This is a genomic window from Moorena sp. SIO3A2 (assembly GCF_010672265.1).
Taxonomy (GTDB): domain Bacteria; phylum Cyanobacteriota; class Cyanobacteriia; order Cyanobacteriales; family Coleofasciculaceae; genus Moorena; species Moorena producens.
In genome coordinates this window covers 1-26,526 of the sequence record NZ_JAAHHC010000016.1, presented here as the reverse complement: position 1 = coordinate 26,526, position 26,526 = coordinate 1, and the positions used below count along the sequence as shown (strand labels likewise).

Below are 26,526 nucleotides of genomic sequence, written 5' to 3'. Positions count from 1 at the left end.
GGTTTTTATTTCAAACTCCAAACCAAAGCTTGTTTCTCTGGTTAAACATTAGTAAAATAGTAGAAATTTTATGGTTTTGAGCGTATTTTTGGATCCGTTTTAGTTTTTGGCCAGGATTCTCTTCATTATCAAAAATAGTTTGCAGAGCTTCGGTATCATCTGCCGATAAAGCAAATGCATTTTTTTGAAACATTTTCGAGAGAACTAATAGTAATTCCGAATTGGCTTCGTAAAAGGAAAACGAAAGGGCAATATTGCGTTTAAAACTCTCCACTGTATGCCACCAACTACAAGGAATGTAGAGGACATCTCCGGGATGGATTTCGGTTTCATACAAAGTTGCCTGTTCAAAAAGAGGATATTGTTGGTAATCTGGTTGATGAATATCAATAGGTGAATAGTTGGCATTTTCCTCTCCGCCTTTTGGATACATATAAGCTGTTTGGGCAATATCGACCAGCGTCAACTTCTTATATCCGCTGACCTGGCAGAGGAGATTCTCATACCAGTCATGGTGAAAGGCAATACGATTTCCTCCTCGGGTCATCAACATGCGACGTCTGGAAAATACATCAAAGGCATGGAAGAGATCGATATCTGGGACATTCTGGATCAGAGCTGGGAATAGCCAACTACCAACAAAATAGTCGGTTTCCCCTTCTGGAAGGGTTAATCTCTCTAAAAATCTGGAAAAAGGCATATAAACTTTCTCAGCATCGTCGAAAATTCTCCCCTCAAATTGATCTCTGGATGTTTCGACATCTACTGTCTTAAACCCCACAACCTGCTCCAAATACTCATTTGTCCACAGGTGAATGGCATCCCAGTGTTTTACTCCTCCGCAAATAACTAATGGAGTATTCTTTTGCACATAGTTTCCGTAGAACTCCTCTTTGGATATTTGTTCGACTTTGGGAACCCTCGCTCTTTTATTTTTTATGTTGTAGCTGGATAATATATTCATCGCGATCGCTTTTCCATAAGTTTACTCAAGCTCAGTAGGTACTATGACCGTAGAGAATATCAAAAAGGCTTTCTTCTATTAAACGGCGAAAAATTTGATGAAAATAGTAAGAAGTTCCCTGCTCTTTGAGGTATTTCCGGTGATATTTTTTCAGTTGAGCGTTACGTTTAGAAGCTTTTTCTTCAGATCTAATGATGGCAAGTAAGTCGTTCTTTACCGATTCATCCACCGGAAGGGTGTCGCAGTCTACCAATTTCTCTACAACATTGAGCCGTTGAGCCATTGTCTCGTTGATGATGTAAGACACTGCAATATTCCTGCCAAAGGACGTTACGCGATGCCACCAGTAACAAGGAACATACAAAATATCGCCTTTTTTAATGCGAGCTACGTAAGGAGTGGCATGGTTTAGGAGAGGGAATTGCCCAGAATCCAGCCGATCGAGATCGATAGCAGAAATAAACTGTTCAGGGGTTGCCGGATACAGGTACTTGAAATCGGTGATATCAAACAGCAGGAATTCTTTTTCCCCATCACATTGGCACATGATATTTTCATTGTCGTCATAGTGCAAATGGGATTTTTGACCGCCATTGCCCCAGAATAACGTCCTTCTCCTGGAAATAGGGAAGGTCTCCAAAACAGGATGAGTTCCCAAATCTTGATGTAAAACAGGAAATAGGTTCTGGTCTGAAATATAGTAATTCTTATCAATACTTTTATAGCGTTCGATGAAGTCGGCGACGCTCATCTTTTCCTGAAGACTATCTTTAAGATTTACCTTTCCTTCCTGATAATAGGAAAAGATATAAACCTTGACTGGTTGTTCTCCGACGACTTTTTTTAAATAGTCGTCTTCCCACTGCATGGCCTGCCAATGCTGAATACCTTGGCGAATAATGACGGGGCGGTGCTTGGCAACATACTCATTGGCAAAAGTTTCATTATCAATCGTTTTGACTTCCGCTACAGGAATTGGATTTTTGAGGTTTATTGGATGATGGTTTGATAGCTGTTCGATGCTTAAATTTAACATAATAAGTATAAGTTATTATAAATTATGCATTTATTCGGTTAATTTATACCTCAAAAATACCAGGGTTTATTCGATAAAAATTTTGCATCAAATATAAAACTGGATAACTATAGTTACCTGAATGAAGTTCAATTTTAACCATAGGCTTAACACGTTTAAACGCATTATAAACAGGACTAATATCCTGTTGTTTATTTTTTAAATATTCATACAAAAGACTAAGTTTTAAATATAAATAGAAAATATTCAACTCCATTAAACCACCTTCATTTTGCAGATATTGCTGAGTATTAATCGCCGTTTCCTCTCGATTTTCTAACATAGTCAGCATAGTATGTTTTTCTGATTCAGAGATAGGTAAAGCATCGTTTTTTACTAACTTTATATAGGCCATTAATTGCGAAATCCGATCGGTTCTTACATAAGATAATGCCATGTTCCTGCCTTGGGAACGGACGCTATGCCACCAGTATCCGGGAACATATAACATATCCCCTGGATAAAGATGAGCATTATATCTGGTGACTTCTTTAAAGAGGGGAAAGGCTTGATAATCCACATTATTCACATCTACTGGCGAAAAGTCTGGACTATCTTGATGATCGTAAGCATACATTTTGCGAAAATCTGCGATATCAAAGAGAGGAAACTCTTTTTCGCCATCAATCAAAACATAGATATTTTCCTCATCGTCATAATGGAGTGGCGCATATTGTTCTCCTGCACCGAGAAAGAATCCAGTTCGCTTATGATAGTGCTCTAACCGATTGAATCCCTCCAATATTTCATGGTTGCCCATGTCTTGAACTAAAATACTCGGTATATCGGAGTCATTAATGTAATATTGAGAATTATCTTGATAGTGATCTAAAAACTCACCAAATTTCATATATTTCATGGGAGATTGGTGGTTAAAACCAAAATCATGGCGAATAGATGTGGTTTTAAAAATTTTTCTATTGCCAGCAAGTTTAGCTAAATAATCATCAGAATGCCATTTTTTAACAGCTGGCCAATCTTTAGCCCCACCTCGAATCAGGCACGGAGTATTTTTGAGGAAATAATCTTGATAAAATTCGGCTTGGGTAATACTGGTTAATACAGGTACTTCTCTTTGCATCGCTCCTAGCACCGTTCTTTGATAATTAGGTGGATATCAATAAAATTCCCCTAGGGTGAGAGGCTGATAAATCCTCAAAATAGTCTCTCTAACTAAAACAAAAATCCTTCGCAGTTGAGAATCCCCGCATTGAATTGGCGGGGATTCCTATAAACCCAGCGTGGTCAATTGAATAAGAATTAGACGGCGAATAAATTCGCGCCCGTCGTCATTCAAACTCACAATAAAACCGGACTCTCCCTCGGACCATTAGTGACAAGTTAAGATTCTATAGGATTTGTCATAACTTGTCATCCACCCCGGTACTAATTACGACTCCGACGACGTAAGCGAAATGCAGCAACAGCTGCATTTTCATTTAGCATCTTATTGGGGATAAAGGTGCTTAAGGAAACATCCGCTTTCTGGTTGTATTTAAGTTCCACATAGTTGGGATTGCTCTTCAGCACAGGAACAGCAATATAGGTCGTGCCGTTGATATCAATCTCGCTCTTATGGATACTCAAAGATTCGTCAAATTCTCCCTCTTCAGGAGTGTCAGTATCATCCTCTTGATCATCAATATCCATTTCCCGATCTAATTCGTTATCTAGATATTCTGGATAATGCTTGAGGAAGTCTACAGAGACATACAATACGCCGTCAATTTCAACTTCGTTACCAAACACTGATAGGTTGTCATTCGTAGTAGTTGCACTCATAGTCTATTTATCCTACTATCAAATTTTGTTGCCAAAAATAATACTATTATACAATGGGGTATTCGAGTAAAAACATAACAATTTCTTAAGAAATTGTTATGTTTTTACTCCTGATTCATTCTTGCAGTTCTCAATTGGGTGAGGTCCCTTCGTCTTGGGTTAATGGGAGCAGGGGGAGAAAGATAATGTTCTGGATATCGTAAGTGTGGGCAATTATCCTGATTTGATCTAATTCCTCTCCATGATCAACTTGAAGGGGCTAATCCCTGTATCCCAACCCTCACCAAGCACGGGTTGAGACCTAGGACTTACTGCTCCCCACACTCGCCGCTCCCCCGCCCCACAGTCCCCACACTTCCCTCGACTAACTATAGGGTACCTAAATCAATTGTGATAATTTTTGATGCCATATTCCCTACTCCCTAGTTCCTGTTCCGTCTTCCCTGTTTCCTGTTCCCTCTTCCCTTTGCCATACCCACTGGACAACGCTCGATGTGCTCCTTGATCACCCAAGTTGGTTCACCATACCTGATGTAACGGCCATCATAGGGTTCTTGACACATGGAGTCGAGAGTTTTACAAGTGACATTATCGCCGTCGCTGGTACAGACAAAGTTTTGGAGGTGTTGTTGCGCCAGTTCCAGAGCGTCAATCACCACATTTTGCCGAATCAATTTCCGCGTCATGGACAAGGTTGGAGCGGATACATACCCCTTAGGGTCGGCCTCAGCTTCGGAACGATATTGTTGACAAACAACTTCAGTCATAGGCAATCCATCACCATCGCAAAGTGCCATGCGCCGGTGCCTGGTATTGAAGACAATGGGCTGCTCGTGGATGTCACTGTCTTGGCTCTCAGAGATGGTGCGAATAGAAACTGCTGCGTTGACAACACCAAGGTCGTCCAATTTATTTTTGTCAACCGGTCCGGCGTTTCCGGTAACTGCAATGGAGACCATCGCCCGACTATTTTTCAAAGCACCGGCAGCCATTTGTCGAGCCGTGGTTTCGGTATAAACATCGCCTTTCTTGACCCCGAGCATCTTGCGCTTAGCATCACTATCATAGGTGGAAAATCCACCGTAGGTGTAGGAGCCATAGAGGGGAATGTTGACGATGGTGGAAATAATCATGCCACTGGTCAGAGACTCCGCTGTGACAACATTGAGCTGCCGTGCCTTAATTTCTTTCAAAAAGCTTTCAGCTTTGTCATTCATCAGAGGAGTGTAATCAATGGACATATAATCTACTGTACTGCAACCGTTGTTTAGGTACAGTAACCCTCGTAAGCAGGTTTGAGCCGAGTTGCTGGTATCGGCCATTGCTAGTTGGACACCAAGCACAAAGGGTAGGATGAGCGATACCAGTACCATCAAAACCTTATTTTTCGACATTTTCGACTGTCTTTCTCCAAAAGATAGATGAATTGACTCTGATTACACTATCAATGATTGGCTTGTATTAGCTAGTCTTTATTTAAATTTAATGGTTTTGACAGCAAGGGAGTAGGGAGTAGGGAGTAGGGAGTAGGGAGTAGGGAGTCGGGAGTAGGGAGTCGGGAGTCGGAAACTTCGGATTAAAAATTATCACAATTCATTAATAGACCTCTTGCCAAAGTATTTTTCTGATAGTGTTGGCGTCAATTATTCTCAAATGTTCCCTGTTCCCTATTCCCTGTTCCCTGCTCCCTGCTCCCTGCTCCCTTTGCTAAAGTACTAAATAACCACAATTAATTAAGAAAAACTTGCCAACTGCTGCAAAAACTGTTGATGTTCCGAACTCGCCAACCCAGCTTGCCAGGTTGCCATCACCTCAAGCATATCCCCCGCCAAAAGTGCCGAAACTGCTAACCATAATCCCGGAAAAACTTGGCTGCGGATAATTCCTTCTTGATCAGCTACAAGAGAAACATATTCTCCGTCTTGCCAAGAAAACCAATCAAAACGCTGGTCAATTACTTGCCAGACCAGATATTCTTTTACTCCATTGCGACGATAGACTCGTTTTTTATCTCGCAGGTCAATGGAAGCAGTACTTGCCGCAATTTCTACCACTAGTTCTGGTGCGCCCTCAATATAACCATCATCGTCCAGACGACTTTGGCCACCACAATTGCTATCAATGAGTAAAACCGCATCAGGTTGGGGTTCATTATCCAGATCCAGCCGCACTGTAGGGTTATCACCTAATCTTACACCAGGAGTTGCTATTTTATAGTTGCCCAACCAAACGAGTAAATTAGCATGGGGCTCAGCGTGGGCTTCAAACCGTAAGGGGGATCCTATATAAACAATTCCTTCAATTAGTTCTGCTTTTTTGAGGTGGGGCATGGCTTGATAACGCCGCTCAAATTCTCCACGAGACAGCAGATCTCCATTTTCTAGGACTGGAAGAGTTCTCTGTCTGTTAGTGATGGGAGCGCTCATAACTTTTCTACTGTTTCCTGATGGGTTTGTACTAAAGTTATTAGTTATTAGTTATAGCAGTTTTCAATTGGGTGAGGTACATTTTTTAGCATTGCTGAATCTTCGGATGAATATCAGTGGGGTGGGCAGGATTCCCACGGGCAAGATGCCCGTTCCACAACAAGATGCCCGTTCCACAAAAGATGCCCGTTCCACAAAAGATGCCCGTTCCACAACAAGATGCCCGTTCCACAACAAGATGCCCATTCCAGCCACCGGGTCAAACAGCTTTAATGAGATGCACCCGATACTCATCGCAGAATTGTTTGATCAATCGTATTTTTAAGGATAGCTCAAAAACTTTCTGTTTTTACTATATTTCAGCTAACTGGTACTAGGGCGTGTTTTCAAACTCGGAGATCCCCCTAAATCCCCCTTAAAAAAGGGGGACTTTGAGAATGGCTCCCCCCTTCCGCGCGGGGGGTTGGGGGGGATCTAAATCTTGCGGAAAACTTTGAAAACACGGCCTAGCCCTCCCATAACTGTCCAGTTTATGCAGGTCATTTCGTTTGCGATCGCATAAATCAACGCTGCACCTAAGCCTCGTCAGCGATAGGCGGGGTCAATGTAAAGATCAATCAAGACTGCTCCATGGGTGTAATCAGAAGTGCTGAACGTTTAAAACGTTCAACACTTCTGGGATTTAAGCAGGTCAAGAATGAGTTGGGATGGGCGGATTTTTCGGTTAGGTCAGTTTTTTTCAGGAGTTATGGAATTCCACACTTCAAGGAGTATCTTGCCTTGGTCAGACAAAGGATAAGCTATTTTGGGTAAAAGATTACTCGACCAGGCATTTTTTCTTGATTAATCCAAGCGTAAACACGCAAGCAAGCTAAGACTTTACCAGGAGTACCTCTAACCTGTAATTTATCGATTACGTCATCTTTGTTCTCTGTATATTTAATAATATCATCTCGAACACCTAAAAGCCATTGACATCCTGCTTGATCACCCTCCATACTATTAACTCTTTCCACTGCTTTGTCAAGGGTTTTTCTTGCATCTTTCTGCAAATTACACCACCAGGAATTTGGGTCAGCTAAAGGCTGATATACTAATGAGTTAATCGCCTCGTCTAAGTCCAGCCTTGCCTTTAAGGATTTAATCGGATCTTGTTCATGGTCTTTGACTTTTTTGAAAAAAAGTATCAAGGTTTTGATATAATCCTCTCTATGCTGGGAATTAAAACGGGTTATACCAAAAAATTTAATACTTTTCAGGCAATGATGTAGGGAGGGGTCATTTTGAATAAAATATATGCAGATAGATACGATCTGGGCAAGAAATTTCAGATCCCCATCTAGATTTTTATCGTTAATCTCTGAGTCTAAGGAAGCTTCAGTTGATAAACACAACCCTTGAGCCTTAACTGTTCCTGTTAAACCAGGATAGAGAAGTTTATTTTCTGAAAAAGGAAGTTCGTTGTTGTTCGTATCATCTTCCTTTGCCTTGATTTTTTTAGCTGACTGTAGAGCTTTATTTTGCAACTTTTGAGCCATAGACCCTGGAACACGCAGTAAAAGCTTTTGAATTTCGTCCCATAAGTCTGAGTCATTAGTGCTTCGAGGTTTTGAATCACCAATATAAGGGTAAAGTTTCTTATCTGTGAAGAAGTCATTACAGAAATCTTGGAGAATTAATCCTGGATTTTTAAAATCAGTTAAATTTTCCGAATTTGTATTCTTGGAAGTATCTTTGTTAGAGAGAGCCTCGTTAGAAGTATTCTCTTTTAAAAGCTGATCTAGTAGTTCGGATAGCTGACCACAAAGGGTAGCTTCTTCTGAATTGTCTAATGAAATAGCTTCTGCACGGGCTGATTCCAAAGAGGCATACAGTCCCTTGAGAGTATGCCGTAGATATCGCCCTAGCTCCGAGTCTCTTACTAACAACTGTTTGAGCAGTTGACTCAATCCATCACCATCAGTGTACTCCACTAAAGGGGTTTTGCTCATCGTTATTCTCTTCTTCTATGGGACTACGCTTAACTCTAAGTACACATCCATCTTTTTCTTTTAAAACTTCTGGTTGATCCGATATCCAATAAGGAACTTCCCCTTCATGAATACGCAGATTACTTTGGTCATCAATTGTAATGTAGTATCTGCAGTTATCCTTAATCTGATTTTCCTCAAATCCTAATGTACCAAGATATATTTCCTTCAGTTTTGGGCTCTCTAAGCTGGGATAGTAAGCATAGAAGGTGTGTCTGCCACTTCTGGGGAATGGTGGGAGAGGTCGAGGCTTCTGGTTCTCATCTTTGCTGATAGCTCCTTTAGTTTCTTTAGTTGTTTGTTCTCCTTCGTCTTCATTGTGAAAAATATCATCAAGTTTTTCCCCAGCCTTGAAAACTAGGTGTGGAGATTCTTCATTGATCCCAATAGCAATATCCCACTGAAGTACACTATCGATAATCATAGCTTGAGGAACTTCTTCTTGTATATTTGCTTTCTCCAACTCTTCTGTTCGTGTTTTTAGCTCTTCCGATATTGTTTGGTTAATATTTGTTAAGGTAGAGTTATTGTCATCCACCTGATCCCCTACTAAATAATGAGGTTTGCCCCGACAAACTACCATTTCAATTTCTAGGGTTTGGTTAACTTCAAACTGAGCTTGGAATCCCTCATACCATTGATTATTATTCTGGGAAAATATTCCGATTTGTTTGGCAATCTCTTCAAAGTTAAATTTAGCCCATAAAATTTCTCTTTGACTTTCAAAGTCTCGACGATAAATGTTCGTAGTTGGTAAAACACCGAACCATTCACTTCGAGCTTTAGCTTCCTCATTAGGATTAAATTTATACAATGGCTGTCGTGCTTGAAAAACTGGTTCTAAAGAACCTACAACTTGCCTCAAGAAAGCACAAGGCAATGTGTAAAGTAAATTATTAACTTCGATATAGAGTTCGCTTTTACCTTCTTTTAGCTTGTCTTTCGCTGATTTCGGAGAATAAGTGAACTGCTGTCGGCTCATGCCATAACAAGCCCCGATTGACGTAGCTAATTTGGCATAGTCAGGTACAAAAGTAATCCTGGCTGGGTTCCACTCGAAATCGTTCTTGGTATTGCTAAAGATTTCATTAATTTTACGCCTGACTAAATCTAGATGGCAAGTCTGTCCAGATAAAATTAACCAATCCAAAGGTTCTTTTTTACCAGTTAAACTGTCTTTAGGCAATCGGCTTTCTAGCAATTCTTTAGCAATATTGATTGCTTCTCCAACCACTTTTGAAGCAGCTGTTTCAAGTTGTTGTTTAGATAGCTTGATGCCAGGATTATATTCACCAAGCTCAATAGCTTGTTGAACGCGAATAAATTGTTCTAATTGATTCGGCGGAATTTCATATTCATCATATTCAACGCTACTTTTGCTTAATTCAACTTTAGCATCATCAGCCCATCGCCAAAGGGTGTAAAAAGCTTGTAGTTTTTTTCGATCCTCTTTCCATCGAGTTGGTAATATTTCTTCTGCATAGTTTAAAACTGTTGAATAAAATGGATCGTTTTCTGGGTTTTCTTTGTCAATGCACTCTAATAGGGAGCGAGTGCGGTATTTGTTGTGATTATCTTGTTGCAAAAATCTTGGCTCTAATCCTCTGATCAGCAGGTCTAACTTATCATCCTTTAATTTTCCTTCTGTAAATGCCGTTAACAAATTGTCAACAATCGCTACTTTAAGCACGCGAAAGAGTCGTAGAGTAATTAACTCACCCCCTAAAAATAAGTGTCCAGAAGACCCCATCAACTCTGGAGTCAGAACATAGTAACGTCCACCAGCTCCTCGATCTTCTCCTGGGTCAAATGGACTATCATTTCTCAGAAGTAAACGAATTAAAGCCAAGTCTGTCGTTCCACCACCAATGTCCAATACCATTAGGTTTTGAGCCCATTTTTGACCGCTACGACGACAGCGAGTTTTAAAAGCTTCTATACCGATAGTTTGGTTTCCACCAAATTCTCGCCATACATAGAAAATAGCAGCAGCGATTGCTTCATCAAAATCTTTTTTTACGTCTACTTTGACATCTGTATCTGTAAATTTTTGCTCAAGAATTTGACTTACTAAGTCTTCCAGTTTACGACGATTTTCTGGCTTAGATACCGTCGGATAAGTAACTATTACTCTGTAAAATTTACCGCTATCATAACGTTGTTTGTTTTCCGGTTTATCTTTAAAATTTTCTGTTAATTCAATCAGACATTTCATTGCTGCTTGAATTAGCTCACTATATTCAATATTTTTCTCTTCTCCTTCCCAATATATCTTGATTTTATCTTCTTCTCCTTTTTTTATGGTTTTATTAAGGTAACGCTTCGGAGAATGATGAAACTTACTTTCTATTTTTCGCCAAAATGTTTCCTGGTTTTCATCTTCCTGGTTTTCATCAGTAGTCTCTTGGGACATCGCTGCCAATCGATTATTTCTAGCTATTTCCCCCATTTCCACTTCCAAGAATCCATTTACACCAACCAGTTCCAGTTCGCTAGTAATTTGTGTATCTTGGGGTAGATTTTTATCTATTTTTGCCAGAACGATACGTTCCTTTTGTAAGGGTGGTAACTGAAATAATTGACGGTAAATTTCGTTAAGTTTTTTACTAACTACCGGGTAGATTGGATCATCTAGTCTAGTACCTAAGGAAATTTCTAGTTGGCGAATTCCCTCTAACAAGAGCGAGCTATTTTTATTGTCGATAATTTCTGGCCAAGATTTTCCCAAATTATTTTCAACTTGTTCGATATATTCCTGCCATTCATCATCACCAACTCCTGGTAATTTTGAGTCAGATGAGCCTAACCATTCGTTAAAAAGTTTAAATAATAGGTCTTTTTGTTCCAAGGATAATTCGTTTGGTTCTATTGCTTCTCTAGGATCGTAAAAAGTAACAGTAGAATTTGAAGTACCAAAATCGATAGCAATCCATCCACCATGTGAGAGCATTTTTTCCCCCTTACTTGTTTTTTTGTAAAATAAATTACAGGTTTGAGACTTTGTGTGCGATTCACTTACGTTGCTATTTTGCTCGATATAATCTATTTTAAATCCTAAAAAATAATTGGCAGAAATGGGCAGAGATCTATCGAGTTTGCAGTATGGAGAAAAACGTAATAGCGAATCCAGATAAAATGGTATTGGATAATTCTTAAAAGAATTATTGTAAGCCTGTTGAATTTTATCTCTAAGTTCTAGAGGATTTCCTGTTATAGTACAGTTGATATGATCAATCCTTATAAGATTAGCTGGATCGTCGTGCTCATGAATCAGGTCTATTACAGGAAGCTTTAACCACTTAGTATTGTTTACTGTTTTAATTTGGTTTTGGTTCAACAGAAATTTATTTACAATCTTAATTCCAACAGGCATATCAACATCTTTGGCAAAGTTTAAAGAGGAATATTTACTAGCTCCTGTAGAATTAATAACCAATCTGGTGTGGTTTTTTCAGTTGGCTCTTCACCTACCATTTGTTTTAGCAACGTTCTATCTGCTAAGAAATCTTCTTCCAATCTTCCAATAGCATCTTCTAAAAATGATGTTTGGAGTTCCTTATTGACTGTTTGATTTGTTTTGCTTAAAAGTTGAATAAAGCTATCACTAACGCTAAAAATCATTGTATCTCGAAGTCCCAGTATAAAAGTTAGATGGTTTTCGTAGAGTGGTATTCTTTGATTAGCTTGTTTATGGTCTGGAGACCACCCGAATATCAAAGCAGGTTCATTACTGTTTTTGTCTTCACGGGGTAAAGGAAATAAAGTTTCTGGGTCTATAGTTATAAAACTATTTTCTTTGACTATTTCGAGTAGCTCTGATTCCCATTCGCTCGGAGATGCTAAATCATCAAGTAACTCTTGTATATATTCTTGTATTTCTTCTTTTTTCACAACACAATTTTCAATTTCATACCGTATTTTTTTGATATTGATTGTCCTTTGATTATCCTTTAAGGAAATTAGGTTATTTGATAATTCATCTAACCAGTCTTTGATAGACTGGTCAACACGCTCCTGAGTAAATTTCTCTATGTTATCGCAAGCGTCCTTAAAACGATCGTAAAATTCATCGCTTCTAGTAAAAGGTTTTCGTTCTCTCTTTGTTCTTCGAGTTGTTCTTCGAGAAGAAAATTCCCCTCTACTGTTAGGTTGCAAATTGACGATTCCGTTTTCAATTTTGAGAAATAGGGTTCTCCATTCACTCCAGCGAGAGATTTCAGAATTGACTTTTTCTTCAACCTCTTTTCGAAGGGAAATTTTGCTTCTTGTTTCATCTATTCCTACTCCCAATTCCAATGGATTTTTTTCTAAATGGGTTTTTAACGCTTGATAGCTATCTGCTAATTCTCGGAGTGCTTGGCGCAGGATTCGTAATTTGGGATTCTCAGAAGCCAGCAATTTAGCCAGTGAAGGATTATTAACTTTCTGTGCTAAATTTTGTTGTTCCTTAACCAAAGTTTGTACTTTAACGTTGACATCTTTATATAATTGTTCAAGACCATGAGTTGCCACGTGATTTTCAAGCAGATACCGTAGTCTAGAAAGACCACCATCTTTTGTGAAAGCATCTAGCCAAGTTACTAAAATACTATCAGGTTCAGATTTTTTTAACCTTTCGCTTAACTGCTGCCATTTTTCGTTTAGATCAGGAAAATGCTTCTGAAATATATTGAGGTTTTCTAGTACAGTTGGTGTCGCAATTTTAATGGTGCTGTCTAGGTTTTTTATCAAATACTCAAGAGCAGCAAATGCTGACATAAAAACGATTCTTTGCTCATCATTCCCTTTCGTCAATTTACGGGAATTTTCAATAACCTTACGCAAAGCTGGTATTTCATCGAAAATTTTCTGCTCTGTTAGTTGCTCTGTGTTACTAAGAAGCTTGTCAATACCAACTTCTGCCCCAGGCAAATCATCAAATCGCCCCACACCTACAAGGATAAAATCATCGAGATTTTGGTTTTTTCTTTGCTTTCGGAGCAGATCGATGATTTCATTGTTTGTTGTACTTCCTGGACGAGGACCATAGGTCAATAGTAAAATCGTCTGTACATTTTCCATTTCATGGACATTTACAAATCGATCTCGAAGCTCAGATTTATCAGCCCCTAATCCAGGCAAGTCTAGTAAAACTAACTTGTTTGCTTCTTGAAGAGATGAAAGATCCCAAATTTTATCTGACACTTTGACTTCAACATTTATTCGTCCGATTAGAGGAAAGGTGGCTTGCAAAAACTTAGGAAACTGCTCCTCGTCTTCTGGAGGAAACTGTTCAAACTTCTTAATATCTAAGATCGAACGGGGGTCATTAGGTAGCTGAAGACCTGCGTAAGCATGAGTAGAATTATCAATAGGCAAGGATTGACCGCATAAATTATTTCCATAACGTAGATAAGATTCAACAAACACTACTAGTTCTTGAATTGCGTTTTCTAATCCAGGAGTTTTGTCATAATTTTTTACTTCATCGTACCATTTGATAATGTTTTGCCAAACATCAGGATCTTTGGAAGTAAAGTTTTTTAAACTAGCGATTTGCGTACTAGGTAATTGTGCTTCAGCCTGTACAACCAACTCCTCAACTATAAAGTCAAGACATTGATCAATTTCGTTCTGATTAAAATATTTAACGCTAAACTTAAATTCAGTTGGTTGCGAGCCTTTTACCTGAACGATATTGAGATGAGTCACATTCCCAGTAGCTGCCACTCGACTGTCTGGTAACATTCCTGCATAACCAAGTAAACTACCTAAGACCGTAGTTTTTGTAGCTTTGAATTCTCCCATAACAGCAATTTTAACTGGTGAAGAAGAAGATTTAACTACTTCTTCGGCTTGCTTTCGGACAATTTCAACTTGATTGCTAATTTCAGTTAAAATACTATCCTGCTGAAGGGATTGAGTCTGAATAACAGAGTCATATTCCTCAAGTTTATTAAGTATAGATTCAGCGAAATTATTAAAATCACGCAGTTGTTCAACCTTTGACATGATAATTTAAGATGAGACCACTAATTATGACTTTGTTTAAATTTCCGTAAGCGTATCTAAAGGAAACTGATCACATTTTTTTCAAATAATATTGTTCATAAAAAAAACAGATTTTTTTCGCTTCTTATCCTATATTAATAGCTCTCAAGAGTACTTCTGGTGGAGGTATTTCTTCTAAATCTCCTAAAGTTAGAGTGTCACAAATACCAGTTCTTGCTCCCTTTTCTTCTAAAGATTTGTCCAATTCTTGTAGAAATTGTGCTGCTTGGGGATCTGAACCAACTTGAATAAAAGAAATACCAATTTCCGAATCCTTATCGATTCGACGAGTTGCGTTCACAAGTACATCAATTACTGGAGGCTTATCATCAGGTGCTCCATCTGTAAATACTAAGAAAATTTCCCCATTTGGTTTAGCACTACCGTTTGCTTTACGTTGGAAATAATTCTCGAGAGCATCCCGCAAAACCTCATCAAGGTATGTTCCACCCATAGGATATGTTTCTTTAAAGATTTGTTCTACCTTATTTGTCGTAACATTATCGTATCGCTTAAATCTACTCGAAAATACATAAACAGTAATCCCATCGGGGTCGATTTCTTCACAATATCTAGCATAAGCCTCTGTAGTTTCTTCCATAACCTCCCATCTAGTTTTTGTCCCCCTTTTCTCGTCCTTAATGGTCATACTGCCACTTTTATCAATAATGATGGTGTAATCACGGTCTTTTAATTCTTCTGGGACATACATAATTCTGATTACTCTGAAAATGTTGCTAAAAAACAATTCAAGCTTTGATAGCATTATATGAATTAATGTAGCAGATCAAAAATCCTAGATCGCTTCTATATAACCGACTTATATAGTCAGGGTATTGATAAACATGTAGTGATGGCATAATCTACCCGACAAACATTTATTGTAGTTATGAATAAAATTCCAAATAGCTCTTAACGGAAATCTCCAAATCTCTCCGGCAAATCCCTCCACGGTATCTCGGCTTGCTCCCGATACTTTACAATACCTCTACAATACCTCTTCTGTCAAACTAACTGATCACAGGCCCTTCGCTTCCGGAATAATTGCCCTAGTAGCACTGACAAACAGCGGTTTCTAAGGTTTTCCAATTTTTGATCAATTTCCTGTTCATTCTCCTGTACAAACTGAGTTATTGAGTGGTTGCTTGGAGTCTTTTGAGGTTTTTATCAACTCTTTTTATCAACTCCAAGAATACATATTTAGTTTTAACAAACGGTAGAAATTATTCCGCCGTACTAATAAAGTAATAAAAAATACATATATTTAGGAAATAGGGCTAGGGATTTTCCCACGGATATCTGCCTGACACTAGACAAATCAAACCTACCGAAAGCAGGGTAAAATCTTTATTATGCCTAGGAAAAGTGCCCCGGTAGCTGCACCAAGTAAGGGGGATTATTAGTAGCTGATCCTTAGGGTGAAATCTCAGTGATTTTACTTAAATTTTTTAGTATATAAATATACTTAATATTAAATGGTGGAATTTATACTTTCTTAAGATTTTTACTATAATTAATAAAATTTAAAATTTATAAAAAATTAATTAATCTTTTTTTATATTTATTCAACGTTTGTGATAATTATTTTAGTGAATGTGTTACCAATGATCAGATTATGCTATACTAATACAAATAAGACTTTGGAAACCATTTGTCAATTACCCAATCGGGAATATGCCTCTATTAATTAATGATAAAAAGAGGGGCAAGAGGGAACCTCATAAAGGTAGGTTTTTGGTAAGCATTCAGCCGTCAGCCGTCAGCCGTCAGCCGTTCGCGAACGGCTTATTTTATTCAAAAGCACCGATTGCGCTACGCGCACGCTGCGCGAACAGTAGCATGGCCATAGGCCAAGGGCTTTTCCCCAGACTTTCAATTCTGTAAAATATCGAACTATTAAATTCTCCCAAATGAGATTTATTTGAAGCATTAGGCTGAGAGCTGAAAGCTGACAGCTGAATGCTGACGCTTAAATGTATATACACTTATTTAAATAAATAAAAAAGAGGGGCTTGTGATCAGGAGTCTGTTGCCAATTATGCGATGGAAACCGTTTCAGTCAAGCGCTCCAATAGATTGTGCCACGGACCGACACCCAGCTTCTCAATCACCTCTGTTTGAGCTTGTTCCCAGAGGGGAATAGCTTCGGTCAGGTTTTCCTGGCCTTTTGCCGTTAGTGCCACCAATCGTGTCCGCCGATCCTCTCCAGGAGTGATCTCAATCAGTCCCTGCTTTTCTAAGGGCCATTTTTAGACTAATGCTCTCTTTCGGAGGACCACTGATTCGTTTCGCTTCAGTAGTGTCTAGGTCAGATTTACCCTGTGCAGACAAATCCGCTCCTGCTGTCCGGGGCGTAAGCGATCGCGTCATCGTCTCGGGATTGTACTGGAAAAGAATCACACTAGCTAGGGGGTTAGCAGGGTCTAGAGCGACTATTGCTCCTCTCAACCAACGAGGGGAAAGGGGAGATGTAGCCATGAAATCCTTGTGGTTAATAAACTGCTGTTCTCAAGTCTGTTTGAATACTTATTATTGAGCTAACTCATCAATTGTTAATTGTTAATTGTTAATTGTCAATGGTCAAAGTCAATATAGCAAGGGAGCAGGGAGTAGGGAGTAGGGAGTAGGGAATAGGGAGCAGGATATGTAAGCATTCAGCATTCAGCCATCAGCCTTCCGTAACTCAGATTAAAGTTTCGCGTAGCGTGGCCATAGGCCAAAGCTTACCTGTTTTATTCAAAAGCATTTAAAGTAGCGTGGCACAGGCTTCGACGCTGGGACTTAACCCATAAGCTGATAGCTGATACGCGACGCGCTGATAGCTTACCTCCCGACTGCCGACTCCCTACTCCCTATTCCCTTTACTATATTACTTTCTCTTAAAAATATCCTTGCGTTGGTTGAATAAAAATTCCCAAGGAACTACCATTATACTCCGTAAATCGGATTCTAGTCTATTCACTTTGTAGGTACGTGGAGCAGGAGTCACCTCCTCAAAATAGTCTGAATGTAAGCTGAAGCCAAAAGTTACCTTGTCTGGGAGACGAATTTTAGCAATTGGTCCATTGCTGATATTATCAGCAGTAAATAGCCAAGCCTCCAAGCTATCTGGGGTCAACACAGTAGTTAAAAGATACCCTTGGTTTTGGGGAATGAATTGAATACTATTTAAAATACTTCCTACAGGATACACATAAAAATCAAGCAATCCCTTGCCTAAATCACACACATGGGTGTCAGGGTTTTGTTCCTGTTCTTGTTTGATCTGCTCAGTCAGTTCTTGCCAATTCGTGTCTAGAGGAATTTTAGCGAGAACTGAAGGTAAGTCCTGTTGAGGAAGTTGATCATCCCTTAGAACTCTGTTTTTACTATCCCGAAAACTAAGATATTGACGACGACAGATAAACTGTTGGTAATATCCAGCATAAACTTGATAGAGAGCAGAGTATCCCTTTTCCGCCAAGAATTCTCGTGGATCAGCAGTGAAGAGGGTTGTGGTAAACCATCCTGGATGGACAAAGGTTTCTTCACTAATCACTTGAGTATCTTGGATCACCACTTTGCGCAAAACGCCAGGATCGAAACCAAACATCCAAGGGATACCATAATAGTCTTTATCATACTTCTCACCACTAAAGTGTTTCACATCATCCGGTCGCAAGGCTTCAGTGAGGCTAATTGTTGCTTGCTGGATCCCAACTAAATGGATATTGCCATCGATATGATGATAGTTACATAAGAAGTGATAGCTATCCCCATCAAACGTGACTAAACGGGATGGAACAGTTTCCTGGTCTGGTTTGAGTTCATCACGATCAACGATATAAATCTGTGTTTTTGGATAAGCTTTCAGAGGCGGAATCTTGACTCCTAATAGCATTGCCAATCCCATTTGGAATGGCATATCTGGAATCATAATACATTTTTCAGTTACTATCGCTGAATGAGGACTCCCCTCCAGAACTGTTCCTTCTAATTCCCAGTGTTTTAAGGTTCCTTCCCCATCCCAGGTTGTAATATAAACAGCACTGATCATATCAGTGAATAAATCCCCTGGATTGGGTTTAGATTTTAACTCACAAGTAATCAGTTGTTTGGTTTTAGGGTCAACTAATGGGTGGGCTGTATTGGCTACCATTGGGAAGAATGATAGGGGAACAGAAACCACATGTTCGTCAAAATACCCGATTGGGGTTATAGTATCAAGGGTGACTGGATCGACTTCCCAATAACGTCCTGCATCCGCCGTCAATATCAGCCTGCCGTTCATATTGACAATGGCTGTGTTAGCAATTTCTGACACCCCTAACGGACTGATGACTGCGGGAAAAAATCCTTTTGATAAATTGTATATGGGGAGGATCTTATGCCAAACACTATCCCAGGTTTTTAGTCTTTTACTGTAAACCTTGATTTTGCCATTATCACTCTTGAGATCCCATTTAATAATTACCCCTTCACCGGCAAATAGATGACGCTCTTTCTCTCGGTGATAAGGAGCAACAATAAAAACATAACCGGATAAATTTTCTGGCCAACTCCCCTCAATTACTGGGGCATCAAACTCTCCCAGTGTTGAGCGGCTAAAGTTTTTGACATTGACCTTGGATGTAGAACTTGATTGGGCTACCATCTTTTTTTACTTAGTCAATAATTTTAGTAAGCCGTAAGCTTTCAGCAGTCAGCTATCACTCAGTTTTTTAGGTTGAGGGATTAACGGCTGGATGCTTAGGATTTTCATATCTTATTTTATTAAAGAGTAAACTAGTCTCTTAAGTGTAATAATCGGAATTTTCTTAATAAAAATTTATAAAAATAATTGGGGTAAGACCCATCAGTCGCGAAGGGTGTAATGGGTCTTACACTGAACACTAGTCTCGGTGTAACTGTCCGCCAAAACTAGTTTATAGCAGGGTTTAGACTAGGTTTTTTTCAAGGCAATGATGATACTGTATTGTCGGACAACTGCCAGAAAGTGGTCGAGAAAAGAGGTAATATCTTCCTCTGTTTTAGCTGATTTGTCCGACTTACTCCTAGATTTGTCATTGCGCCATACCTCTATAAATAGCCTGAGCAATTTCCTTACCCATATCTGTAGGATTGTGGGTTTTAGTTAAGTTTAAATTCACTGGTACAGTGGGAATCTTGGTACTATCTTGCCAATTTAGAGGTAGTCCCTTCACCTTAAGCAAACGGGATAATTATGCTTCCACCGCTGCTTGTAAGCGTACCCGTTCTAGTCGATTCAGGTCAATTCCTTCGTAAGCATTCAGCCGTCAGCTATCAGCTTTCAGCTGTCAGCTTTCAGCTTATCGGCTACGCGCATATGCTTACAAAATCTCGAACTATTAAATTCTCCCGTTTGAGGTTGATCTTAAGCTGACGGCTGACAGCTGACGGCACCTCAAGTAGCGTGCGCGTAGCGCATATGCTTACCTTAAATTATACCAAAAGAAGTTTACAAAAGAGGTTTATTTTAAGCTGACGGCTGACAGCTGACAGCTGTTCGCATAGCGTGAGCTAAAAGCTCACGGCTGAATACTTACATTCCTTCTATGCTTAGCTCTGGGATTTTAATGGTAATGTTCATCAAGGGAGTAGGGAGTAGGGAGTAGGGAGTAGGGAAAGGCAAGAGGCAAGAGTTAATCAACTATAGAGGGATTTTGGGTTATGTCAAAAAAACGGTAATCAATAAATACTAGATATAACTATCCAAAATTATCTAATTTTAATTATTTGCTGACCCTAATCTCAGCACTTTTGCTATCCTTACTTATACTAACTCTGTCAACTATCTCTGTCAAACTTAGCTATAACTGTAGACTTAGTTATCAAAAATAATTACCGTTTTTTCCCTTACCGAAAATCCCGATTCCCGATTCCCGATTCCCGATTCCCGATTCCCGATTCTATGTTACCTCAAATTAGCATTTAACAAAATTAATGATTAAATTATATGTAAGCATTCAGCCGTCAGCCGTTGGCCTTTGGCCACGCTACTTGAGGTGCCGTCAGCCGTCAGCCGTTGGCCTATTGAATGCTGAATGCTGAATGCTGAATGCTGAATGCTGAATGCTGAATGCTGAATGCTGAATGCTGAATGCTGAATGCTAAATGCTAAATGCTGAAGGCTGAATGCTTACAATTATATTAAAATATATGTAAGAATTTGCACAAAGTTTATTTTTATGTTTAAATAATTAATGAACACTAACGTCCTAATTTTAAGGCGATGTACACCAATTTCATTGTTTCACCTTTTCCGAATCAATCTAGTGAAATAATTCTCCCAGCTTCTCATGGGTTTTATCCCTACCAAGAACCAATTAAACATACCTTGACTGGTTCTAAGCGGGCGATTTATATCACAATCAGGAATTTGCAGACTCTGGGCTATGCCACAGTCAGCGAGTGGAGTCCACTCCAACGGACCTACAATCCTGGGGAATACATTTGTATTTTGCAGCGCAATCTGATTCTAGATTAAACTTATAACGTAGCTGGGGGGTCTTCCCCCCAGGTGCGACAGTTAAGACTAGTTTATTGGTTTTGTACTATGCCTTGTTATGAGGGGTCAGAGCCACAGAGGGGTTTAGCCTAAATTCCTCGTAAACTAGAATTAATCAGTAGATGCTACATCGCCTTAAATTGCTTTACGTTTGTAGTCATTGCCTTGAATTGGTTTACGTTTGTAGTCGTGGAAGTATTTTCCACGGCTATTTTTTTTGGTCTTGACTGGTAAGCTATCAGCGCGTCGCGTATCAGCTATCAGGTATCAGCTTTCAGCTTTCAGCTTTCAGCTTTCAGCTTTCAGTTATCAGTTATCAGGATTCAGCTAATGCGCTACAGATGGTGCTACTTGAGGTGCTTTTGAATCAAACAGGTAACCATTTTTTTAATATGAGTTACGTCTGCATTAGGCTGACCGCTGACCGCTGACCGCTGACCGCTGATAGCTTACTGGTCTTGACTGTGGAAGCTGGTGTGGATAGTGTGGAATGTATTCTGGTGAAGGTGAGCATAGGTCAAGCATGGGTGAATGGCAGGAAAATAATTCACGGCATCTGAGTGCGGCAATGTTCTGCTTGCGATCGCGTTTGCAAGAATTAGCTCAAGAATTAGCTGGAGATGAGTCGGTAGGCCCAGAAGCGATTAGCCAAGGGGAAGCTGCCATGGCAGAAGCTGAAGCCAATCATCCCCGACATCATCTCAAGCTGGGTATCTTTGATAAGATATAGCTTTTGTGTCTGGGTTGTGAAGATACTCTCAAAGGCAACAGGCAAGAGGCAAGAGGCAAGAGAGCCTCAGTTTTATTCTCCAATCAAAAAAGACCATGCAGGTTTACATCATCTGCTTAGCAGATGATGTAACAAGAAAAATTCGACAACCTTAACCCTACTCCCTACTCCCTACTCCCTACTCCCTACTCCCTACTCCCTACTCCCTGTGTCCTTCATGTCTATTGTTATTGTCGAAAACCTCAGCAAAATCTACCCAGTAGCAATCAAACAACCAGGACTAAAAGGTACCTTAAACCATTTCTTCCGCCGTACCTACCGTTCAGTCAAAGCTGTCCAAGACGTTTCCTTTGAAATTGGCTTTGGAGAAGTGGTCGGATTCTTAGGGCCTAATGGTGCTGGCAAAACCACTACTCTCAAGATGCTCACTGGACTGATTCATCCGTCTAAGGGTCGAGTCAGAGTTGTGGATTACATTCCCAAACGACGTCAACCAGGCTTTTTGAAAAAAATTACCCTAGTTATGGGGCAGAAGCAACAGTTGCTTTGGGACTTACCAGCCCTAGATTCCTTGAGAATCAATGCCGCTGTCTATGGTATTTCTGATACTGACTATAAGTATCGAGTTGGGGAACTTACTGAGATGCTCTCCCTAGAAGGGAAACTCACTCAGCCAGTAAGAAAACTCTCCCTAGGAGAGCGCATGAAAGCGGAACTACTAGCAGCACTGCTACACCAACCCCAAGTTCTATTTTTAGATGAACCTACCTTAGGATTAGATGTCAATGCTCAACTGGCGGTGCGGGATTTCTTGCGGGAGTACAACCAACGCACAGGAGCAACAATACTCTTAACCAGTCACTACATGGCCGATATCACTGCTCTTTGCCAACGGGTGCTACTAATCCATGAAGGTCGGCTGATTTATGATGGCTCTCTAGACGGATTACTTGACCGCTTTGCTCCCTATCGTGAGATCACGGTAGAACTTGCCCAGCCCTTACCTGAGGTAAAGAATGGCCAGGAAATGTCTTTACAGCGCTATGGTGAACTCAAAGAAATAGATGGTCACCACGTGCGTTTCCTAGTGCGTCGGGAAGTGCTTACCGAGACTGTGGCTCGGATTCTCGCTGAGCTGGAGGTGATAGATTTAAGCGTAACTGACCCTCCCATTGAAGAAGTTATTGGTCGTGTTTTCCAGGCAGGAGTAGTAGAGTGAACTTTGCTGCAAAGGTTAGCTGGTTAAAGGTTGTCGGTCATAAGGCAGAATTAAGAATTAAAAATTAAGAATTAAAAATTAAGAATTTAGAAGGCAGAATTAAGAATTAAAAATTAATAATGTAGCCTTAATAATGCAGCCTTAATAATTAATAATTTAGACTGTAAAATTTAGATTTTTTTGATTGGAAGTTCCCGATTCCCGATTCCCGATTCCCGATTCCCTACTCCCTACTCCCTACTATCTAAAATAAATGAAGCGCGTCCTAAGAATCGTTAAAACCTTCCTGAGTGTTTATTACGCCCATATGATGGAATATCGGGCAGAAATATTTTTTTGGGTACTGTCGAATCTGTTACCTCTGATTCTAATGGGGATTTGGATCAAGGCATCCCAAGAAGCAGAATTTGGTCTGAATTCTACAGAATTTGCCCGTTACTTTATCTCAGTGTTTTTTATCCGCCAGTTCAACTTGGTATGGGTTATTTTTGAATTTCAAGAACAAGTGTTGCAAGGGAAACTTTCCCCACGATTACTACAGCCAATTGATCCAGTGTGGCATCACGTAGCCGCTCACTTAGCAGAACGATTTATCCGTATGCCGTTTAACCTAGGGCTAATCGGTTTGTTTTTTCTGCTGTATCCCCAAGCAGCTTGGCTACCGAATCTTGGCAATTTGTTACTCGGTTGCCTGGTGGTAGCAATGAGCTTTGCCCTACGCTTTTTGATGCAGTATACCTTTGCCATGTTCGCCTTTTGGACAGAACGAGCTAGTGCTATTGAAGAATTATCATTTTTGCTCTACTTATTTCTTTCTGGGTTAATTGCTCCGTTGGAAGTCTTTCCTCCTTTGGTACGGCAAATTGCCCAGTGGACACCCTTCCCTTATTTGATGCACTTCCCAGCAGCACTATTTATTGGTTTACCAGTGAATGTGGTGGGGGGAATCTTGATAATTCTAGGTTGGAGTTTGGTATTTTTCCTAGTCAACCGCTGGTTATGGCGTAAGGGGTTAAAGCATTACTCTGGGATGGGAGCTTGATCTTATCTTGCATTCAGCCGTCAGCGGTCAGCCCTCAGCCCTCAGCCCTCAGCTAAAAGCACCGATTGCGCTACGCGCACGCTGCGCGAACAGTAGCGTGCGCTATGGGCATAAACTGTTCGGTGTAGCGTGGCCACAGGCCCAAAGCTGATAGCTGATAGCTGATAGCTGATGCTTATATTGCATTTCTCAATCAACGCTCTAGCTAGGAATGACCCTAAAACATTGGCGTTGCTGAATTAAGGAATGAATGTGCGATAATTTGGTTGTCTTAAAGCCCCCGTGGGTCCCCCAATTCTGGGGGACTTGTCTTGATGCAATAGCGAGTGGGGGAAACCACGGCAATAGCGAGTGGGGGGAACCCCCAAGACCGCGCTGCCTCCCCAAGACCGCGCTGCATCGCTTCATAGTTTTGTTCCCCCACCGGTGCGCTTTCCGTCGGCGAATTAAATTCGCCACGGGTCGCACCGCAGAATTGGGGGGCTAGGGGGGCAAAACCATACGCATAATCAGCAACGCCAAAACATTTGCCCCCAAATAATCCCCCTAATTTACCTGAACCACCTCACTGCCACCGGCCAATGCTATGGTTGGCAATGGTTTTGGCATCTATTGTCATTCATCTATGCTTCTTGTGGATACTGTATATGCTCTTGATGGGGCGCTTCGAGAGTTCGCAACCCAGTCAGGATTTGATTGCCATAGATCTGATTGATATCATTCCGGAAGACATAGCTGAGCAAGAGACATCACCAGAAGACCGATCAACAGCTCTAATCCATCAAAGCACTGATTTAGCTCTCACCAGTCCTAGGTCAGAGGGGAATCTTAATCACCAAACTCTCTCTAACTCTACCATTGATAGCACTGAGCCTGACTTAGATCCAACACCAACAGAGGAAAGCTTACCAGTTAAAGACCTAACACTGCCAACAGATTATCAATTAACTATACCTGTACCCGCACCTGAACCAACAACTCCGATCACTCCTGTTAAGCCTATTCCAGTAATCCAAACCCCCCTACCTTCACCCTTACCTCTGCCACCACCGATTCAGCCACCGGCTTCCAGCATCCCGGAAGAGTCGGCATCAAAAGATAGCTTTCTGGCTAAGATGAGTAACTTTGGTCTGACTAATCCGAATCACGATATTCCAGACCAATTGGCTCTACCGCTACCAGCTAACCAAACGGAATTTTCCGCTCAGGAGCTGAATTTGACAGGTATTGATTTATCGGAAGAGTTAGTGTTGAAGGTGGTGGTGTTAATTTATGCAAATGGTAAACCGGAACTGCTACCGGACTATATTCAAGTGCGGCAAGGCAATATTAGTATTGAGCAGGCTCAGCAACTGGCACAGCAAGTGATTCGCGATTGGCTGTTTGCCCCCACTTACATGGCAGGTCAGGCAGTTGTGCAAGCTTATCGCTTCCAACTGACCATTAGTCATTAGTAGACTTCGTGGCAGTTGTCGGGAACAGGCAAGAGGAACCCACCCCTAACCCCTCCCAGGAGGGGAAGGCAAGAGGCAAGAGTTCAGATTTTTGATGTGACAGCTCCCACACTGACTCTTTGAGTTCAGTGTGGGCAACAAGCGCCAATCCAGCTATTGCTTAGGAGGCGCTGGGCTTTAAGAACGGACTGCCCTGCCGCTCTGTTTTCTTGGTCTTTTGTTTAATAATGTTTGACCAACTTCCCAGCATTTTCGGCTTTGAAAGTCAGTATTTCCAGTATAACACATCGATTGGTCTAAAGTGAAAGACTCTGTGCAAAATTCATCCCACACTCATGCTGCGCATGTTCGTTGTGGGGCTTCTTTTGCCGGAAGCTAAAAAATGTGGCACTTTGATTTTCTTATGTTATGATGCTAGAAGTGCTGGAAACAGTGCGGATGTAGTTTAGTGGTAAAACCTCAGCCTTCCAAGCTGATGATGGGGGTTCGATTCCCCCCATCCGCTCTTGAGATATTATTTGTATATATTTTGTTGAATGCGATCGCACTGGACAGGTGGTGCGTTACGGGGCTGGCTATGTCAACCCTGGCAACGAGGCAAAAAATCAGAGGCTTTCCGCCCCTAACGCACCCTACGGCTAATGCGATCTAAATTCTAAATTCTTCATTCTAAATTCTTCATTCTAAATTCTTCATTCTCAATTCTCAATTCTCAATTCTCCAGCTAATTGGGAGGCTGGATTTCACTGCAAACTTCGTAGAACGATGTGGTGGGAGCTTTGGTAAACAAGTGAGACATTTGGTTTAAGATTGCCTCATAGGCTTCACTTTGATGATCTTCCATGTCTGCTATGCTTTCCCAAAAGATCACAGCAATGCCTCTATCGGTTCCCGGTTCTTGCAGTAGGTAAGCGCCTTTGAACCCTTGGATATAGGTAGATACAGCTTTCTCGTAAAGATCCTGAGCTTCTTGAAATTTGCCTGGCTTGAATTCACCAATGGCAACATAAGCATATTTGTGCTTAAGAAAATCTAGAAATTCGGTCAACTTTCCCTCCCTTGGGATTTTTTGGGTTAGTTCCCAATCATAACAACTAATGGTTGAGCTGCACAGATACCAATAGAGTTAGTAGGGTGGGCAAAGTTGTCTAATCATTAATACTGATTTCAACCAAAATGCTTTTGCCCACCCTACCACCTACCACCTTGACAGTAGGGTGGCCAAAGTTGTCTAATCATTAATACTGATTTCAACCAAAATGTTTT

Annotated in this window: 23 protein-coding genes and 1 tRNA gene; 6 read left to right on the top strand and 18 right to left on the bottom strand. The window is 40.5% G+C overall.

The window, feature by feature from the left end:
• Positions 1 to 10: 10 nt before the first annotated feature.
• From F6K64_RS19340 to F6K64_RS19270, 15 genes are all read right to left on the bottom strand, one after another.
• Entirely contained in the window at positions 11 to 964 is a 954-nt protein-coding gene (locus F6K64_RS19340) for a cupin-like domain-containing protein (protein WP_287251317.1), read from the bottom strand.
• A gap of 31 nt (positions 965 to 995) precedes the next feature.
• Positions 996 to 2,000, bottom strand: a complete 1,005-nt coding sequence (locus F6K64_RS19335; RefSeq protein ID WP_287266039.1) for a cupin-like domain-containing protein — start codon at positions 1,998 to 2,000, stop codon at positions 996 to 998.
• Between the two features lie 43 nt (positions 2,001 to 2,043).
• The gene (locus F6K64_RS19330; RefSeq protein WP_287266037.1) at positions 2,044 to 3,120 is read right to left on the bottom strand and encodes a cupin-like domain-containing protein; all 1,077 of its coding nucleotides are present in this window, start codon (positions 3,118 to 3,120) and stop codon (positions 2,044 to 2,046) included.
• A gap of 305 nt (positions 3,121 to 3,425) precedes the next feature.
• On the bottom strand, positions 3,426 to 3,821 hold the full coding sequence (locus tag F6K64_RS19325) for a hypothetical protein (RefSeq protein ID WP_071102741.1): 396 nt from the start codon (positions 3,819 to 3,821) through the stop codon (positions 3,426 to 3,428).
• A 422-nt stretch (positions 3,822 to 4,243) separates the two neighbouring features.
• Positions 4,244 to 5,215: a CinA family protein gene (locus F6K64_RS19320; RefSeq protein WP_071102742.1), complete on the bottom strand. Its 972-nt coding sequence runs from the start codon at positions 5,213 to 5,215 to the stop codon at positions 4,244 to 4,246.
• A 339-nt stretch (positions 5,216 to 5,554) separates the two neighbouring features.
• Positions 5,555 to 6,247 (bottom strand): Uma2 family endonuclease, encoded by a 693-nt coding sequence (locus tag F6K64_RS19315; RefSeq protein ID WP_071102743.1) that lies wholly within the window; start codon positions 6,245 to 6,247, stop codon positions 5,555 to 5,557.
• Between the two features lie 63 nt (positions 6,248 to 6,310).
• Entirely contained in the window at positions 6,311 to 6,541 is a 231-nt protein-coding gene (locus tag F6K64_RS19310; protein WP_137985269.1) for a hypothetical protein, read from the bottom strand.
• 506 nt (positions 6,542 to 7,047) lie between these two features.
• A complete protein-coding gene (locus F6K64_RS19305; RefSeq protein ID WP_008190269.1) occupies positions 7,048 to 8,238 on the bottom strand; it encodes a hypothetical protein in 1,191 nt (396 codons plus the stop codon).
• On the bottom strand, positions 8,207 to 11,713 hold the full coding sequence (locus F6K64_RS19300) for an acetate and sugar kinases/Hsc70/actin family protein (RefSeq protein WP_287266033.1): 3,507 nt from the start codon (positions 11,711 to 11,713) through the stop codon (positions 8,207 to 8,209). Before F6K64_RS19300 ends, F6K64_RS19305 begins: the two co-directional genes overlap by 32 nt.
• On the bottom strand, positions 11,671 to 14,268 hold the full coding sequence (locus F6K64_RS19295; protein ID WP_287266031.1) for a P-loop NTPase family protein: 2,598 nt from the start codon (positions 14,266 to 14,268) through the stop codon (positions 11,671 to 11,673). The genes F6K64_RS19300 and F6K64_RS19295 overlap by 43 nt, the downstream gene beginning before the upstream one ends.
• 124 nt (positions 14,269 to 14,392) lie before the next feature.
• Positions 14,393 to 15,019, bottom strand: a complete 627-nt coding sequence (locus tag F6K64_RS19290) for a VWA domain-containing protein (protein WP_071102748.1) — start codon at positions 15,017 to 15,019, stop codon at positions 14,393 to 14,395.
• A gap of 1,324 nt (positions 15,020 to 16,343) precedes the next feature.
• Positions 16,344 to 16,490 carry a hypothetical protein gene (locus F6K64_RS19285; protein WP_287266029.1) on the bottom strand — a complete coding sequence of 49 codons (147 nt, stop codon included), beginning with the start codon at positions 16,488 to 16,490 and terminating at the stop codon, positions 16,344 to 16,346.
• 34 nt (positions 16,491 to 16,524) lie between these two features.
• Positions 16,525 to 16,785, bottom strand: coding sequence for a hypothetical protein (locus F6K64_RS19280; protein ID WP_008190281.1), 261 nt, complete (start codon positions 16,783 to 16,785; stop codon positions 16,525 to 16,527).
• Positions 16,786 to 17,176: 391 nt separating this feature from the next.
• Complete coding sequence (locus F6K64_RS19275; RefSeq protein WP_008190283.1) at positions 17,177 to 18,940, bottom strand: carotenoid oxygenase family protein; 1,764 nt, start codon at positions 18,938 to 18,940, stop codon at positions 17,177 to 17,179.
• Positions 18,941 to 19,228: 288 nt separating this feature from the next.
• On the bottom strand, positions 19,229 to 19,384 hold the full coding sequence (locus tag F6K64_RS19270) for a hypothetical protein (RefSeq protein WP_161603207.1): 156 nt from the start codon (positions 19,382 to 19,384) through the stop codon (positions 19,229 to 19,231).
• A gap of 1,155 nt (positions 19,385 to 20,539) precedes the next feature.
• On the opposite strand from F6K64_RS19270, the gene F6K64_RS19265 reads away from it, so the two are divergent.
• The 4 genes from F6K64_RS19265 (at position 20,540) to F6K64_RS19250 (ending at position 23,806) form a co-directional block, all read left to right on the top strand.
• The gene (locus F6K64_RS19265) at positions 20,540 to 20,794 is read left to right on the top strand and encodes a hypothetical protein (RefSeq protein ID WP_008190286.1); all 255 of its coding nucleotides are present in this window, start codon (positions 20,540 to 20,542) and stop codon (positions 20,792 to 20,794) included.
• Between the two features lie 511 nt (positions 20,795 to 21,305).
• Entirely contained in the window at positions 21,306 to 21,545 is a 240-nt protein-coding gene (locus tag F6K64_RS19260) for a hypothetical protein (protein WP_165691821.1), read from the top strand.
• A gap of 217 nt (positions 21,546 to 21,762) precedes the next feature.
• Positions 21,763 to 22,764, top strand: coding sequence for an ABC transporter ATP-binding protein (locus F6K64_RS19255; RefSeq protein WP_008190292.1), 1,002 nt, complete (start codon positions 21,763 to 21,765; stop codon positions 22,762 to 22,764).
• Positions 22,765 to 23,017: 253 nt separating this feature from the next.
• Positions 23,018 to 23,806, top strand: a complete 789-nt coding sequence (locus F6K64_RS19250) for an ABC transporter permease (RefSeq protein WP_287253939.1) — start codon at positions 23,018 to 23,020, stop codon at positions 23,804 to 23,806.
• A 201-nt stretch (positions 23,807 to 24,007) separates the two neighbouring features.
• Here the strand turns inward: F6K64_RS19250 and F6K64_RS19245 are convergent, their stop codons facing one another.
• The gene (locus F6K64_RS19245; RefSeq protein ID WP_287263229.1) at positions 24,008 to 24,265 is read right to left on the bottom strand and encodes a hypothetical protein; all 258 of its coding nucleotides are present in this window, start codon (positions 24,263 to 24,265) and stop codon (positions 24,008 to 24,010) included.
• Between the two features lie 137 nt (positions 24,266 to 24,402).
• On the opposite strand from F6K64_RS19245, the gene F6K64_RS19240 reads away from it, so the two are divergent.
• Complete coding sequence (locus F6K64_RS19240; RefSeq protein ID WP_131826881.1) at positions 24,403 to 25,260, top strand: hypothetical protein; 858 nt, start codon at positions 24,403 to 24,405, stop codon at positions 25,258 to 25,260.
• Here the strand turns inward: F6K64_RS19240 and F6K64_RS19235 are convergent.
• Entirely contained in the window at positions 25,250 to 25,408 is a 159-nt protein-coding gene (locus tag F6K64_RS19235; protein WP_287266028.1) for a hypothetical protein, read from the bottom strand. The genes F6K64_RS19240 and F6K64_RS19235 overlap by 11 nt on opposite strands.
• 286 nt (positions 25,409 to 25,694) lie before the next feature.
• Here F6K64_RS19235 and F6K64_RS19230 point away from each other — a divergent pair.
• Positions 25,695 to 25,765 (top strand) — tRNA-Gly (locus tag F6K64_RS19230).
• 219 nt (positions 25,766 to 25,984) lie between these two features.
• Here F6K64_RS19230 and F6K64_RS19225 read toward each other — a convergent pair.
• Positions 25,985 to 26,308 carry an antibiotic biosynthesis monooxygenase gene (locus tag F6K64_RS19225; protein WP_008190297.1) on the bottom strand — a complete coding sequence of 108 codons (324 nt, stop codon included), beginning with the start codon at positions 26,306 to 26,308 and terminating at the stop codon, positions 25,985 to 25,987.
• Positions 26,309 to 26,526 lie beyond the last annotated feature (218 nt).

Coding starts and splice junctions, on each gene's coding strand:
- F6K64_RS19340 (WP_287251317.1), bottom strand. CDS start 964: ATGAATATATTATCCAGCTACAACATAAAAAATAAAAGAGCGAGGGTT.
- F6K64_RS19335 (WP_287266039.1), bottom strand. CDS start 2,000: ATGTTAAATTTAAGCATCGAACAGCTATCAAACCATCATCCAATAAAC.
- F6K64_RS19330 (WP_287266037.1), bottom strand. CDS start 3,120: ATGCAAAGAGAAGTACCTGTATTAACCAGTATTACCCAAGCCGAATTT.
- F6K64_RS19325 (WP_071102741.1), bottom strand. CDS start 3,821: ATGAGTGCAACTACTACGAATGACAACCTATCAGTGTTTGGTAACGAA.
- F6K64_RS19320 (WP_071102742.1), bottom strand. CDS start 5,215: ATGTCGAAAAATAAGGTTTTGATGGTACTGGTATCGCTCATCCTACCC.
- F6K64_RS19315 (WP_071102743.1), bottom strand. CDS start 6,247: ATGAGCGCTCCCATCACTAACAGACAGAGAACTCTTCCAGTCCTAGAA.
- F6K64_RS19310 (WP_137985269.1), bottom strand. CDS start 6,541: ATGAGTATCGGGTGCATCTCATTAAAGCTGTTTGACCCGGTGGCTGGA.
- F6K64_RS19305 (WP_008190269.1), bottom strand. CDS start 8,238: ATGAGCAAAACCCCTTTAGTGGAGTACACTGATGGTGATGGATTGAGT.
- F6K64_RS19295 (WP_287266031.1), bottom strand. CDS start 14,268: ATGTCAAAGGTTGAACAACTGCGTGATTTTAATAATTTCGCTGAATCT.
- F6K64_RS19290 (WP_071102748.1), bottom strand. CDS start 15,019: ATGTATGTCCCAGAAGAATTAAAAGACCGTGATTACACCATCATTATT.
- F6K64_RS19280 (WP_008190281.1), bottom strand. CDS start 16,785: ATGGCTACATCTCCCCTTTCCCCTCGTTGGTTGAGAGGAGCAATAGTC.
- F6K64_RS19275 (WP_008190283.1), bottom strand. CDS start 18,940: ATGGTAGCCCAATCAAGTTCTACATCCAAGGTCAATGTCAAAAACTTT.
- F6K64_RS19265 (WP_008190286.1), top strand. CDS start 20,540: ATGTACACCAATTTCATTGTTTCACCTTTTCCGAATCAATCTAGTGAA.
- F6K64_RS19260 (WP_165691821.1), top strand. CDS start 21,306: ATGTATTCTGGTGAAGGTGAGCATAGGTCAAGCATGGGTGAATGGCAG.
- F6K64_RS19255 (WP_008190292.1), top strand. CDS start 21,763: ATGTCTATTGTTATTGTCGAAAACCTCAGCAAAATCTACCCAGTAGCA.
- F6K64_RS19250 (WP_287253939.1), top strand. CDS start 23,018: ATGAAGCGCGTCCTAAGAATCGTTAAAACCTTCCTGAGTGTTTATTAC.
- F6K64_RS19240 (WP_131826881.1), top strand. CDS start 24,403: ATGGTTTTGGCATCTATTGTCATTCATCTATGCTTCTTGTGGATACTG.